Annotated in this window: 12 protein-coding genes; 1 reads left to right on the forward strand and 11 read right to left on the reverse strand. The window is 49.1% G+C overall.

What is annotated here, in order from left to right; genetic code table 11:
- Positions 1 to 51 precede the first annotated feature (51 nt).
- Genes rfbC through rfbA form a run of 4 tightly spaced genes read right to left on the reverse strand, consistent with a single transcriptional unit; the run spans position 52 to position 3,571 of the window.
- A complete protein-coding gene (gene rfbC / locus VSQ62_RS18890) occupies positions 52 to 660 on the reverse strand; it encodes a dTDP-4-dehydrorhamnose 3,5-epimerase (RefSeq protein ID WP_334636313.1) in 609 nt (202 codons plus the stop codon).
- A 15-nt stretch (positions 661 to 675) separates the two neighbouring features.
- Positions 676 to 1,617, reverse strand: a complete 942-nt coding sequence (gene rfbD / locus VSQ62_RS18895) for a dTDP-4-dehydrorhamnose reductase (RefSeq protein WP_334636314.1) — start codon at positions 1,615 to 1,617, stop codon at positions 676 to 678.
- A 15-nt stretch (positions 1,618 to 1,632) separates the two neighbouring features.
- Positions 1,633 to 2,652, reverse strand: a complete 1,020-nt coding sequence (gene rfbB / locus VSQ62_RS18900) for a dTDP-glucose 4,6-dehydratase (protein WP_334636315.1) — start codon at positions 2,650 to 2,652, stop codon at positions 1,633 to 1,635.
- A gap of 22 nt (positions 2,653 to 2,674) precedes the next feature.
- Positions 2,675 to 3,571: a glucose-1-phosphate thymidylyltransferase RfbA gene (rfbA, locus tag VSQ62_RS18905; RefSeq protein ID WP_334636316.1), complete on the reverse strand. Its 897-nt coding sequence runs from the start codon at positions 3,569 to 3,571 to the stop codon at positions 2,675 to 2,677.
- Positions 3,572 to 3,770: 199 nt separating this feature from the next.
- On the opposite strand from rfbA, the gene VSQ62_RS18910 reads away from it, so the two are divergent.
- Positions 3,771 to 3,947 carry a hypothetical protein gene (locus VSQ62_RS18910; RefSeq protein WP_334636317.1) on the forward strand — a complete coding sequence of 59 codons (177 nt, stop codon included), beginning with the start codon at positions 3,771 to 3,773 and terminating at the stop codon, positions 3,945 to 3,947.
- A 63-nt stretch (positions 3,948 to 4,010) separates the two neighbouring features.
- Here VSQ62_RS18910 and VSQ62_RS18915 read toward each other — a convergent pair whose 3' ends face one another.
- From VSQ62_RS18915 to VSQ62_RS18945, 7 genes are read right to left on the reverse strand one after another with little or no spacing between them, the layout of a single operon-like run.
- On the reverse strand, positions 4,011 to 5,192 hold the full coding sequence (locus VSQ62_RS18915) for a MerR family transcriptional regulator (protein WP_334636318.1): 1,182 nt from the start codon (positions 5,190 to 5,192) through the stop codon (positions 4,011 to 4,013).
- Positions 5,192 to 5,821, reverse strand: a complete 630-nt coding sequence (locus VSQ62_RS18920; RefSeq protein WP_334636319.1) for a GerMN domain-containing protein — start codon at positions 5,819 to 5,821, stop codon at positions 5,192 to 5,194. Before VSQ62_RS18920 ends, VSQ62_RS18915 begins: the two co-directional genes overlap by 1 nt.
- Positions 5,822 to 5,863: 42 nt before the next feature.
- Entirely contained in the window at positions 5,864 to 7,591 is a 1,728-nt protein-coding gene (locus tag VSQ62_RS18925; protein ID WP_334636320.1) for a CDP-glycerol glycerophosphotransferase family protein, read from the reverse strand.
- 14 nt (positions 7,592 to 7,605) lie between these two features.
- Entirely contained in the window at positions 7,606 to 7,995 is a 390-nt protein-coding gene (gene tagD, locus VSQ62_RS18930; RefSeq protein WP_334636321.1) for a glycerol-3-phosphate cytidylyltransferase, read from the reverse strand.
- A 19-nt stretch (positions 7,996 to 8,014) separates the two neighbouring features.
- Entirely contained in the window at positions 8,015 to 10,540 is a 2,526-nt protein-coding gene (locus tag VSQ62_RS18935) for a GBS Bsp-like repeat-containing protein (RefSeq protein ID WP_334636322.1), read from the reverse strand.
- 59 nt (positions 10,541 to 10,599) lie between these two features.
- The gene (locus VSQ62_RS18940) at positions 10,600 to 11,523 is read right to left on the reverse strand and encodes a glycosyltransferase family 2 protein (RefSeq protein WP_334636323.1); all 924 of its coding nucleotides are present in this window, start codon (positions 11,521 to 11,523) and stop codon (positions 10,600 to 10,602) included.
- Between the two features lie 4 nt (positions 11,524 to 11,527).
- Entirely contained in the window at positions 11,528 to 13,258 is a 1,731-nt protein-coding gene (locus VSQ62_RS18945) for a hypothetical protein (RefSeq protein ID WP_334636324.1), read from the reverse strand.
- Positions 13,259 to 13,261: the final 3 nt, after the last annotated feature.

The raw sequence follows: 13,261 nt of genomic DNA on the forward strand, positions 1-13,261 counted from the left end.
ATTGGCGTAATTGTATCACCTTGAACAATAAGTCAGACAAGCATGATTTTATCAGAAATGGAATGTATCCCGTAAGCCTTCCCATTTCTGGTCTTTGTCGCTTAAGTTCAGCGGTGTGCCGTCTTCTAAGTGATAGCCCTGGGCTTCTGCGCTGCCTGGATATGCGCCCTGAACCTTCGGCCAGGTGATTCCGATCTCGGGATCGTTCCACGCCATTCCCCCTTCATCGCCCGGGCGGTAGAAATCCGTACATTTATAACAGAATTCTGCGATGTCGCTCAACACCAGGAAGCCGTGGGCGAAGCCTTCCGGGATATAGAATTGCTTCTTGTTCTCTTCAGTAAGCTCAATGCCGAACCATTTGCCGTAAGTATCACTGCTGCTGCGCAGGTCTACCGCCACATCGAATACAGAGCCTTTGATCACTCTGACCAGCTTCCCCTGGGGGTATTCCTTCTGGAAATGCAGCCCCCGCAGGACTCCCTTGGCGGAGCAGGACTGGTTGTCCTGCACGAACTTCATGGTAAGCCCCTCTTCTTCCATATCACGCTGGTTGTAAGTCTCCATAAAATATCCCCTGGCATCTCCATGGACTGCCGGCTCGATCACACATAAGCCCTGGATCCCGCCTGCGTTCTTCTCTACTTTGATCTGTCCCATAATACTTATCCTCTCTTAGAATTCTATCTCTTTCAAATACCTTCCAAGCGCATCCTGCCAGGTCGGAAGCGGTGTGAATCCGCTGCCTGCAAGCTTGCTTCTGTCCAAACGGCTGTTAAATGGCCTTGCCGCCTTGGATATACCATACTCTGCCGTCGTGACCGGAACAACCTTGAGCCGGTCTTCTGCATATTCCGGATGACCAAGCTCTACCGCCTGCCGGAAGATCTCCTTCGTGAAATCATACCAACTGATGTAACCTCCCTCGTTGGTGGCATGATAATAGCCGTACCGTTCCGTCTCAAGCATATCCACCAGAAGCCTTGCCAGATCATAGGTATAGGTCGGAGTCCCGATCTGATCGTTGACAACCGTAAGCCTGTCATGGGTCTTGCCTACATTCAGCATAGTCTTAATAAAGTTCTTCCCGTTCTTGCCGAACACCCAGGCGATCCGCACGATAAAATACTTAGACAAATTCTCCGCCACCGCAAGCTCTCCTTCTAATTTGGTCTTGCCATAGACGTTCAGCGGCTTATAATCCTTGCAGTCCGGATCCCAGGGGGTGCTTCCCTGTCCGTCAAAGACATAATCCGTGCTGAGATATACCATCTTGCAGTCAAGCTTTTTACAGCTCTCGGCTATATACCTGGTACCGTCGGCATTGATGGCGCGCACCTTATCTACCTTATCTTCATCCTCCGCCAGGTCTACCGCCGTCCACGCCGCACAGTGAACTACCACATCCGGCTTCACATCCTCAATCTTCGTCCTCACCGCGTCTGCGTCCGTAATATCCATCTGAACATAGGGCATAGAAGTAACTGCCGTCCCGTCCTGTATCCCGCTGTACCCGGGAGCTATATCACTGCCGATTCCTTCATAGCCCCGTCCTGCCAACTCATTCATCACATCATGGCCTAACTGTCCCGCCACTCCTGTCACTAATATCTTCATGCTGGTCCCTCCTGTTTACCGGTTTGCATACATCTTCTCATAATAATTCTGATACTCGCCGGAGATGATCGTCTCCCACCACTCTTTATTATTCAGATACCACTCTATCGTCTTCTTGATCCCGTCCGCGAACTTCGTCTCCGGAAGCCATCCAAGCTCACTGTGGATCTTCGCCGGATCGATCGCATAGCGCATATCGTGTCCCTTGCGGTCGGTTACATAGGTGATCAGGCTCTCCGGTTTCCCCAGCTCCTTGCAGATGATCTTGACGATATCAATATTCTTCATCTCATTGTGGCCGCCGATGTTATAGACTTCTCCCACGCGTCCCTTATGGATGATCAGATCGATCGCCTTGCAGTGATCCTCCACATAGAGCCAGTCACGGACATTCTCACCCTTCCCGTATACCGGCAGCGGCTTATCGTTGAGCGCATTGGCGATCATCAGCGGGATCAGCTTCTCCGGGAAATGGTACGGCCCATAGTTGTTAGAACATCTGCTGATGGTCACCGGCAGGCCATAGGTCCTGTGATACGCCAGAACCAACAAGTCCGCCGCCGCCTTGGATGAGCTGTATGGGCTGCTGGTATGGATCGGCGTCTCCTCCGTGAAAAACAGGTCCGGCCTGTCAAGAGGCAGATCTCCGTACACCTCGTCGGTAGATACCTGATGATAGCGGGTGATGCCGTACTTCCTGCAGGCATCCATCAGCACAGCCGTTCCCTTGATATTGGTATCCAGGAACACCTCCGGGTCCTCGATGGAACGGTCTACATGACTCTCCGCCGCAAAATTCACCACCATATCCGGATGTTCTTCTTCAAACAGCCGATACACTGCCTCCCGGTCTGTGATGCTCTCCTTCACGAATCTGAAATTCGGATTATCCATCACCGGTTCAAGCGTAGACAGATTCCCCGCATAAGTCAGGCAGTCCAGGCAGATGATCCTGTAATCCGGGTACTTGCCAAGCATGTGAAATACAAAGTTGCTTCCGATAAATCCGGCTCCGCCGGTCACTATAATATTCATAATCATTCTCCATTCTGCTTTGTTAATATAGTCCGTCCTGATATTTCCCGTCCAGGACGTCTTTCAGATATTGGCCATACTGGTTCTTCTTCAGGATCTCGTACACCTTGAGCACCTCTTCTTTGGAAATCCATCCGTTCAGGTAAGCGATCTCCTCCAGGCAGCCGATCTTGCGGTGCTGATGGGACTCCATAGTCTTGACGAAATTCGTCGCGTCCACGAGACTCTCATGGGTTCCCGTGTCAAGCCAGGTGAAGCCCTGTCCCAGAAGCTCCACATTCAGCTTCTCCGACTCCAGATACACCCGGTTCAGATCCGTGATCTCAAGCTCGCCCCGGGCGCTTGGCTTTAAATCCCTGGCATACTCTACCACCTGATTATCATAGAAATACAGCCCTGTCACGCAGTAATTACTCTTAGGGCACTCCGGCTTCTCCTCGATCGAGATCGCCTTGCCCTCATGGTTGAATTCCACGATTCCGAAACGCTCCGGATCGTCCACATAATAACCGAATACGGTTGCGCCTTTTCCGGATTCCGCATTCTTGACCGCCGCTTTCAGCCGCTTCTTCAATCCGTGGCCCGCGAAGATATTGTCGCCCAAGACCATGGCAACCGTGTCGTCTCCGATAAAATCCGCCCCGATAATGAATGCCTGCGCAAGTCCGTCGGGGCTTGGCTGTACCGCATAGGACAACTGAACACCGAACTGATGCCCGTCTCCTAAGAGCTCCTTGAACCTGGGCGTATCCTGCGGTGTGGAGATGATAAGGATCTCCCGGATCCCGGCATTCATCAGCACCGACATGGGATAATAAATCATCGGTTTATCATAGATCGGCAACAACTGCTTGGATGTCACCATGGTGAGGGGATACAGACGCGTGCCGGATCCTCCTGCTAATATAATTCCTTTCATTTGAAACCTCCTGTTACCCATTTACTCATAGTGTTCATATATTCATGCATTTTCATTCCGTCTTTAGACATTATAAATGGTGACCTTAGGTCACCTTCAAGCATTTTTTCCATATTTAAGTAAATATTTGTATTTCGTCCGGTAAGGTATGCTATAATAAGACATAACAAGATTACTTTTTTATAGGAGGTGAACAAAAATGCCAACAAATGAAAAAGAATATAATGGCTATTTATTTGATCAGTTATCTATCCTGGAACGAATCGAAGCTGTTACAGATGATGAAAAGGCATTAAAACAGATAGCCATTGAACGGCGGCAGATCGAACGCAAATTATATCAGAATCCCTCCTTACAGGGAAAGGAGCAGGTTTAAACAAAGGAGACGCGGCACCTTACAAGGTTCGCGTCTCCTTTGTCTAACCTCAACTAATTATAATCATATCCGGCACAGGAACGCTCCCGCCTCCTTCGTGATCCGGAACCCCTTATCTGTCTTACGCTTCACGTAAGATCGGAATTCCTTATACCGCTCCGTAATATACTGCCCCTGATTGCCATGGCAGGAGAGCACATAGGAGATCAGAGGCTCCGGCTCCGGAACGATCAGTTGATCTTCGTACGTCTTCCACTGGCAGACCGGAAAATATTCCTCTAAAATCCCGGCACCATTCTCCTTCCCGAACCGATCATACAGCTTATCCGCCGACAGCACGATCCGATCGTCGAATCCCTGCACCAGGAGACTCACCTCTTTCATATGTTCCTGCCCATAAGCACTGCACAAGAACCTTCCGTCCGGCCGAAGCACCCGCCGCACCTCACCGCACACCCGGCGGATATCCTCACAATAGAACAGAACATGATTGGCGATCACCAGGTCGAAGCTTCCGTCCGCAAAGGGAATATGCTGACAGTCGAACACCTCGTAGGAAAACCGTCCGTCCTTCGCACCGATCGCACGGCGGGCGTCTCTTAACATCCCTTCCGAGATGTCCGACAGTATGATATCCGCCTCTTTCGGCAGATGCTTTAGATTCTCGACCCAGAGCGTTCCGTCCCCGCAGCCTAACTCCAAGATCCGAATACCCGGACATACTTCCAACTGTTCATAGATCCAGGGGAACCACCCTTGCTGATTCTGTGAATACAGGCTGTGCAGGTGGATGCGCGCCGAGATATTGGATGCGTTCTGATACTGGTTTTTCAGGCTCTTCTCCATCCCAGTCAGATGGATCAGGTTCAGCATCTTGTTCCAGTCGATGGTCCGCTCTTTCTGTATCGCGTCCGAGGTCTCCATGATCGCGGTCTCCACAAGCTGCATCTGCTCGATACGATCCCGCACCAGCTTGAGCTGAATGTTCAGGGAATCCAGCATGAAGTGATAATCCGCATCATCAATGGTCATCTCTCTGATGTCATCCAGCGAGAATCCCAGGTATTTCAGCAGCAAGATCTGCTGAAGCCTTGCAAAGTCTTCGTCTGTATAAAACCGCGCTCCCGATTCACTGACAAAGGAGGGCTTTAAGATATCCTGTTTGTCATAGTAGCGTATTGTCCGCAAAGTAACATTCGCCATCCGGGCAAATTTACCGGATGAATAGTAACCCGGTTTGTTCATTATGAAAATTGGGTCATATAACCCGGATATTCGGCGTGCCCGGTCTCTAGCGTCCCGCCTTCGACTGTGATCTTGATCTGATCGCATTCATATGCATCCAGGAATGTGTTGCACACACCGCCCATGATATAGTATTCCCCTGAGGTTCCCATACTGGAGATATAGGAAGCAAATGCATTATTAAAATCAATCTCAATCGTATCCTTTCCGTCTACCTCCTTGACCTCAAGAGACAGAATCTTGACATCTGCCGTCACTACGCCCTTATCAACCAGAGCGGTCAAGATATTCTCTGCTGAGAACGATCCCATCTGAATCTCCTCAGAATCAAATGCCGTCGCATCCTCATTGCTGTAATAAACCGTGATATCCGGCGAATGCTGCACACTGTTGTCAACCTCTGACTGATCGGATTCCTGATTCTCCTGATCCTGCCCCTCTTCCTCCTGGCTGTCTTTCTCCTGGTCATCCTGATCCTGGTCCTCTTCTTCCTCCTGATCCCCCTGACCCGGCGTCTCACTCTCTTCCTGTTCCGATGCATTCACTTCCTTGGTCTGCCCCTGTTCACAGCCTGTCAGACAGAGCATCCCGGCTAAAAATAACATTGATAATAACAGTCTCTTCTTCATACTCCATATACTCCCTTCTCTTGCTTCACAATACTTCATCTGTTACCGCTTCGTTCGTATCTTCTTCACCGCCTGTCCTGCATCCCTGAGCGGTCTCGTAAGCTTCCATGAACGCGACGTGCTGATCTCTGATAATCTCTTAACGGCTTTTGCCGTTTCTCTGCCTGCCGCGGCTGCCTTCCTGTACATCTGCCATATGATCTTACCCGCTTCCGAATGCAGATCAATACTTTCATATTCGATCCGGACTTTACAATACGCCTTATCACCCAGAGCTATCACAATCTGCGGATCCTTCTCATTGAAGAAGGTATCTTCCTCCGCCTTAAACCCATGAATGATTTCATACTCCGCCGGTGCACCGTCAAGCAATACTATCAGATTCCTAAGTCCATATCTTCCGTCATCGTCCGGATCGAAACGGACCGCTCTGCAGGAATCCGGAATATCTAACACAAATGCAACCGGCTGTCCTCCTTCTCTGGCCTTGTATTCCACAACCGTCTTCGATTCTTCACAGAATCCATCGCCTGTATCGAAGAAGAACTCCGCCCTGGTCTTGTCCACATACTGGTGCAGCGGCGACAGCACATCCATGAATGAATATCCTATATCCTTCCCAGAATCTGCAATCCCGCATTCATCCGCCTTTTCCATCTCCTCAAGCAGTCTCCTGGAAGAGTCCGCATCCTGATACCTGTGGAAGAATGCCATCTTCTCCTTTCGCACCTCCCGGAATCCATCCCGACCCGCCAAGATATCTCCCAATATCTCAAAAAGCTTATCCTGCGTGCCGACCACAGGTCCCGGCATGAGAAGCTTCGGGTCATCCACGATAAATCCTCTGTCCGCCTGATACTTTGCCAGATCAGGGCAGGAGAATATGATCGGCTTATCAAGCAGAAGGAAATCAACATACACCGACGAATAATCGGTGATCAGAGCATCAAATCCATTCATAACATGATAGATCGTCAGGAAATTCTTATTCAGTATGTCCGTATCCAGGAAAATCATTCGCTTCGGAAGCTTCACATTCTCTCCCTTAAAGAATTCATTATCAGCAAAATGCACCTTCGCGAAAATGTACGCGTGATTCGCCTCCAGAAACTGATCGATCTGATCCGCATCATAATCCGGATAATTGAAAATATTATTCTCAAACTGCTCTCCTTCATCCTTCAAGCCCTTGCGCATGGTTGGCAGATAGAAGATCAGTTTATCCGTCTCTACATCTATGTCTGTAAGCTTCTTAAGCTCTTCTTTGCCGTCAGACCAGAACATCATATCATTTCTCGGATAACCGGTCTCCTTAACCTTACGAGGATCTACTGCAAACATGCCGCTTAGCGTAAGCTGCGACAGCCTCGAAGGAGCCGTAATAAGATCGGTCTGTGTCGTGATGGTCTTCAGCAGCCGGAAATCATCGGAATCCGCAGCCGCACTGTCAAAGAATCCGATCAATTTGAGCGGGAAGCCATGCCATGCCGCAACATGAATCTGATCCGGTCTCTTCCGGTCCGCAAATTGAAAAGAGGACGTGATCAGAAAACGTGCCCTGTCGATCATCAGCTCCGTCGTCTCTTCGCCCTCCAAGCCGCAGGCGACGCCCTTCTCTCTTAATGCCTCCAGCATCTTCCTGTCCTGTATGACCCAAAATGTATCATAATCGGTATTCTTCGTGACATATTCCCATAATGCTCTTGAATTATCCGCAAAATCCGGTGTCGACCCAAACACCATCAACTTCTTATCAACAAATTGCCCCATTCTGTTTCTTCCTCTCAAAATATCTTTAGTTCACTCTTGATCTTTGTTGTCGAAACCTCAGGTGTCCGATTCAGATAGACGACTTCACACAGGCTCTTTAATTCATCAAACTTGCCCTCCCAGTCATCCCCTATAACAAATGTATCGATCTGATATAACTTGATATCACTTGCCTTCTGCTCCCACGCTTCCTCCGGAATGACCAGATCAACATACCGGATCGCCTCTAAAAGCCGCTTTCTCTCCTCATAAGAAAAGTAACATTTCTTATTCTTGATGGCATTGAATTCATTTGTAGAGAGCCCGACGATCAGGTAATCCCCTAATCGCCTGGCTCTTTCTAACAGATTAATATGTCCGTAATGAATCAAATCAAACGTGCCATACGTAATCACTCTCTTCATATATTACCTCATCTGGGTCTTAATGGTATACAACAACCGTCGTTCCGGTCGGAATCGTATCATAGATCCACTTCGCATTCTCGATCAGCAGTCTGACACAGCCATGTGACAACGCCATGCCGACCCTTCCGTCCTGCAAGGTTCCGTTCTTGTTATACAGTACGGAGTGGAACAGATAATTCCCTCTGAACTGTGTATACCAGTAGCATCTCGCCGCTCCGGAATCAAAATAATACCCCTTGCTTCCCACGGAGAAGACTCCCTCTACCGTAGGCGTACCCGGTGCACCGTCGCCGCAGTCCCAGTAATGGACGAACTCCCAGCCGCCTGCGCCTCTCTGGAAGACACCCACCTTATGAGTGCTCCGGTTCACCATCAACAAATAGGGCGTCGGACTGCTGTACAGATTAGCCCGATTCAACATCTGACCCTGCTGGGTCGGTACCTTGTACAGAGAGTAAGAAGTCTTGCCGAATCCATTCATAGAATTCCCGGAATAGACATATGCATGAGTCGTGTATGCGCCGCCGCTGTTGTGCCTTGCACTGTCCACAACTGCATTCCACTTACCGTTTCCTCTGTTCACACCCTCGTACCACACGAGATCATCCTGGCCGTTGGTATTGCTCCATGTCGGGAACTGCACCCTGTTACCCGATGCACCCATGATACCGACCTCATACTGTGTAGAATTGATCGGCATATTATAGACATAGTTAAGCGGTGATATATTGGCTGTCGCACCGCCTACACAGGTCTGCGCCCCATTGTTCGCCGTCACATACACATGCGCCGTATAGTTTCCAAAATGATGCGCATGATCTGCAACCCTTACATTCACAGCGTATACGCCTTCTGAAATCCTTCCTGCCGTATACCATGCGATATCGCTCTGGTTGCTTGCACACCAAACCGGGATCTGCACCTTATTAACTCCTGACACTGCGGTCACACCGCTGACCGTCACCTGGAAGGTACCTGCCGTACGGTTAATATTACCGATCTGTACACGTGCCGCCATTGGTCTCTTCGTCACATCGAATCCGGTCGCCCCTATGAAATGAAGGCTGCCGTCTGCCGTCTCATAATATCCATGTACAATATATTTCCCAAATTCTCCATGATTCGCAACCTGCACATCACAGGTATAGCTGCCGTTCTTACCGGATGCACTGTACCATCTGATATCATTCTGGCCATTTGCTGCGCCCCATACGGCGAACCTGACACCCTTCTCTCCGCCCGGAACTACCAGTCCCGACAGCGAGATCCGGTAAGTGGATTCTGTACCGCTGATATCCGCCGCGCTAAGAGACTGATATCCCGGCTTCAGTTCACAGCTTGTAGCGCCTACAAAATTCAGCGCGCCCGTCACATCCGTCATGTAAGCATGGATCGTATATTTCCCACAGTTATACTGATGGTTCGCGATGTTGGCATTCACGATATAATCGCCGTTGGAGTTACGGTTCGCGGTATACCATACGATATCCTTCTGTCCCGGATCTGACCAGATCGGAACCTGAACCTGTCTGATCAATCCGACATTCTTGATACCCGATACCTTCACCTGAAACTGTCCGCCGGAATTACTGCCCACGGAAGCCTCAACGCTTCCGCCTGACGGCGCTTCTGTCTCGAATCCTGATGAGCCAAGGAAGATCATGGATCCATCCGGCATCTGTGCATATGCATGCACATTATACTTTCCAAGCCCTGTGTGATCCATAACGGAGATCTTATATCTGTATGTATTGCCCCCATTGTTCGGAAGTGTATACCACTTGATATCGTCCTGACCGTTCACCGCACTCCAGGTTGGAAACTGGATATTCTTCGCTCCCGGAATCTCGATTCCTGTAAGCTCAACGGTAAAGTCTCTCTCATTGTTCTTGGTTACGGTAAGCTTCCCCTTGTTAAGCTGCACGTCCTGGGCCGCAGAACCCAGATAATACTGCTTGCCGGCCTTATCCGTAACGTACACATGGATATTATAGGTTCCCGTAGAATACTTATGATTCTTAAGATCTACATCCGTGTAATAGACGCCGTTACTGCTCCTTTGCGCCGGATACCATACGATATCGTCCTGGCCGTTCACCACACTCCAGACCGGCACAAGGATCTCTTTCACCTGCTCTGTATCCACACCTGAGATCACAACCCGGAAGGTGCCCTTCCCGCTGTTATAATCCGTTACTCTGATCTGACCGTCATCGATCAGACGTGCTTCATCCAATGTCATGATTCCGGCATCCGGTTCTTCGGTCTCTGGTTCCGTCTGGTTCACGGCATCCGGTTCTGCCTGATCATCCGCCGCATCTCCTGCCGGACCTTCCTGCCCGTCCAAAACCACAGGCGTCTCCTGCGGCTCTTGTTGTTCAGGATCGGAGGTGCTGCCTGTTCCAAAGGATATCCCATTTTCCGTCAACTGTACCGTAGCGTTCCCGGGCTCCTCAACCGCCCAGACATTCGTACCAAGCAATGCAAGCAATAGTACATACACGCCCGCTCCTTTTAATAATCTTGTCATTCTTCCCCGCATAACTCAATCTCCTTTCTTGTCTTCCCCTTCTAATCCCCTTGAAAAACTCCTCCTTTCGTCTATCTTCCTATACTAATCTGATTCAGCAATATCTCATACAACTGCCGGTGCTTCTTCACCGTAACATGCAGGATCAGACCGCAGATCCACAGAAGAATCCCGATCGTTGCAAGCACACCCGACACAATAAGAGTCGGGAAGCGAAGAACCAGGCCGGTGGCAAAATACTCCAGAAGCACCGGAATGAATAATGCCAGCGCGCTAATGACACAGATCACGGACAAAGTCGTAAAAAACAACAACGGCTTGTAATCCCGGAACAGATTCATGATCGTCTTCAACACCTTGACGCCGTCGCTTACCGTGTTGAGCTTAGATTCACTTCCCGTAGGCCTGTCCCTGTAAGAAACCGGAACCTCCTCAAGCAGGAAATTCTTATCCAGCGCATGGATAGTCATCTCCGTCTCAATCTCGAAGCCCTTGGACAGAACCGGAAAACTCTTGACAAAGAGCCGGCTGAACGCACGGTAACCTGTCATAATGTCCTTGACATTGCTCCTGAACAGTCTATTGATCAGGCCTCTCACAACAAGATTCCCCGAATTGTGAAAAGGCCGCTTATTCTCTGTAAAATATGTGGAAGACAATCGGTCGCCGATCACCATATCCACTCCCTTGTTAAGAACCAGGTCGATCATCTGAGGGGCATCCTCCGCCGGATAAGTATCGTCTCCGTCGATCATCAGATAGCACTGTGCCTCAATATCCCGAAACATACTCCTGATCACATTTCCCTTGCCCTGCCGATATTCATATCTGACAATCGCACCGGCATCCCTTGCGATCCGGTCTGTTCCGTCGGTGGAATTATTGTCATACACATAGATGACCGCTTCCGGCAGCACACGCCTGTAATCTCTTACAACCTTCTCTATTGTAATACTCTCATTATAGCAGGGTATTAACACTGCAACTTTATCCATTATACTATATTCTCCTTACTCTGTCATTCAAGGTCATTTCTGAAATCCTCTGGTGCGCCATCAGTCTGAAGCTCTGGTATATGACCAGATACTTCGCGATCTGAAGCAGAGGATATACACCGGCCAGATACATATAGACGGAGGGCTCCATCTCCGTACCAAACCAACTGCTGAACAGCACAACGGCTGTCACCAACAAAACAGCAGACAACAGCATCCCCATAATACACAGCCACATCTCTATATGCCTTCTGTCACGGAAAAGGGCCGCCGTTATATATACAAGCCCTGCTATGGCCGCGATATTGACGATCACACTCAATATCCTGTAGAGCGCATGGATAACTGTCACAGATACCTGGACCAAACGGTCCGTCAGTCCAAAAGAAGTATCCATAGCCTTATCTGTCCTTGCATACTTCGCAGGATAAGTAGTATCGCTGTAGAAGAAATCTTCCCACTCCCTGATCACATCAGCCTTTCCCGTACTGATACCCATTTTGCAGAGTTTGACCGCCGGTCCCTTATAGTTCATAACGCCTGTAAAATATTTCCAGAAATCCTTCCAGTATTTGCCGTTCTCTATATATTCCTCCTGTACCTCTACACTGCTTAAGTGGATTAATCCATCTTCTTTCAAAGCGCCGCTCTCAAAAGCTTCATCCAATTCCTCCACAGCCTTGCCGCAGAAAGTTCTCATCTTCGCGCTGCTCTTAAAATATCCCGCATCGCTGAGGGCACAGCGCATAACCCACATAGGCATATCGCCCTTCATATCCTTATTCTTCCCCTGGCTCCAATTGGCTTCCTGACCAAGGATCTCTTCCTTGATGGAACGAAGCGAAGGGCTAACACGGATCGCATCTGCGATAGCGTCATTGGAACACCATACATCCGGGGAGGCGTCTTTGTCTTCTATCTTATACAGACAGTCCATCAATTCCGCGAATTCTGATCCTGTTCTCTCACTTGCAGCAAATTCATCATAATAAATAAAATTCATGGTACAGATTCCCAGGGTAACGATACCAAGCGAGACGACCGGCAGCAGAATCCATACGGCCTTTCTTATTATCTGCCTTGTAATCTGCCTGTTCTCCCAGATCAGGCAGGCAAGAGTCACTGCTGTCACCACAGACACAAAAGGCATAATCCATATGGAATCGTCCCTTATATAATAGAAGAACGGCAGACAAACTGCACCGCCGATCCCCCATCTGCGAAGTCGGCTCTCATCATCTCTTCCAAGAAAGAGCGCGATCATACAGGAAAAAACCAATATTACCGCATATGGAACCAGCGCCATCTGATAGGTCCTCTGCACCACCAATTCCTTAAATCCGATCGGTGAATAGAGAAGCAGCAAATAGATCGCCGCTTTCCACTCTATATGAGGAATCAGTCTGTAGACAGACTTGACAAACACCGCAGAAGACACAATACATAAGAGACCTATAGCAACGGAATACGGTACCCTGATAATATGCCAGAACGCTGTAAACAGAGGATAAGATACACTCTTCACCAACGTCAGATGGGAATAATCCCCCAACCACTGAAAATCCGCCAGGCTATCTGCATAATGATACATCAATTGGTCGTCATATACCTGTTCTGTCCAATAAGATAACGGCGTCTGCCAGAACAAAAACAGACGAAAAAGCGTCGCGAAAAGCAGGAATCGCATGATCAACTGTCTCTGCCTTCTCTGTTTCTTTCTCTCCGATAATCTCAAAGC

This window comes from Sporofaciens sp. JLR.KK001 (assembly GCF_036941055.1).
GTDB lineage: Bacteria > Bacillota > Clostridia > Lachnospirales > Lachnospiraceae > Sporofaciens.

What these genes read in the sequence shown, in the direction of transcription:
- rfbC (WP_334636313.1), bottom strand. Translation starts at nt 660, where the DNA reads ATGGGACAGATCAAAGTAGAGAAGAACGCAGGCGGGATCCAGGGCTTA.
- rfbB (WP_334636315.1), bottom strand. Translation starts at nt 2,652, where the DNA reads ATGAATATTATAGTGACCGGCGGAGCCGGATTTATCGGAAGCAACTTT.
- rfbD (WP_334636314.1), bottom strand. Translation starts at nt 1,617, where the DNA reads ATGAAGATATTAGTGACAGGAGTGGCGGGACAGTTAGGCCATGATGTG.
- VSQ62_RS18940 (WP_334636323.1), bottom strand. Translation starts at nt 11,523, where the DNA reads ATGGATAAAGTTGCAGTGTTAATACCCTGCTATAATGAGAGTATTACA.
- VSQ62_RS18910 (WP_334636317.1), top strand. Translation starts at nt 3,771, where the DNA reads ATGCCAACAAATGAAAAAGAATATAATGGCTATTTATTTGATCAGTTA.
- VSQ62_RS18915 (WP_334636318.1), bottom strand. Translation starts at nt 5,192, where the DNA reads ATGAACAAACCGGGTTACTATTCATCCGGTAAATTTGCCCGGATGGCG.
- VSQ62_RS18920 (WP_334636319.1), bottom strand. Translation starts at nt 5,821, where the DNA reads ATGAAGAAGAGACTGTTATTATCAATGTTATTTTTAGCCGGGATGCTC.
- VSQ62_RS18935 (WP_334636322.1), bottom strand. Translation starts at nt 10,540, where the DNA reads ATGCGGGGAAGAATGACAAGATTATTAAAAGGAGCGGGCGTGTATGTA.
- VSQ62_RS18925 (WP_334636320.1), bottom strand. Translation starts at nt 7,591, where the DNA reads ATGGGGCAATTTGTTGATAAGAAGTTGATGGTGTTTGGGTCGACACCG.
- tagD (WP_334636321.1), bottom strand. Translation starts at nt 7,995, where the DNA reads ATGAAGAGAGTGATTACGTATGGCACGTTTGATTTGATTCATTACGGA.
- rfbA (WP_334636316.1), bottom strand. Translation starts at nt 3,571, where the DNA reads ATGAAAGGAATTATATTAGCAGGAGGATCCGGCACGCGTCTGTATCCC.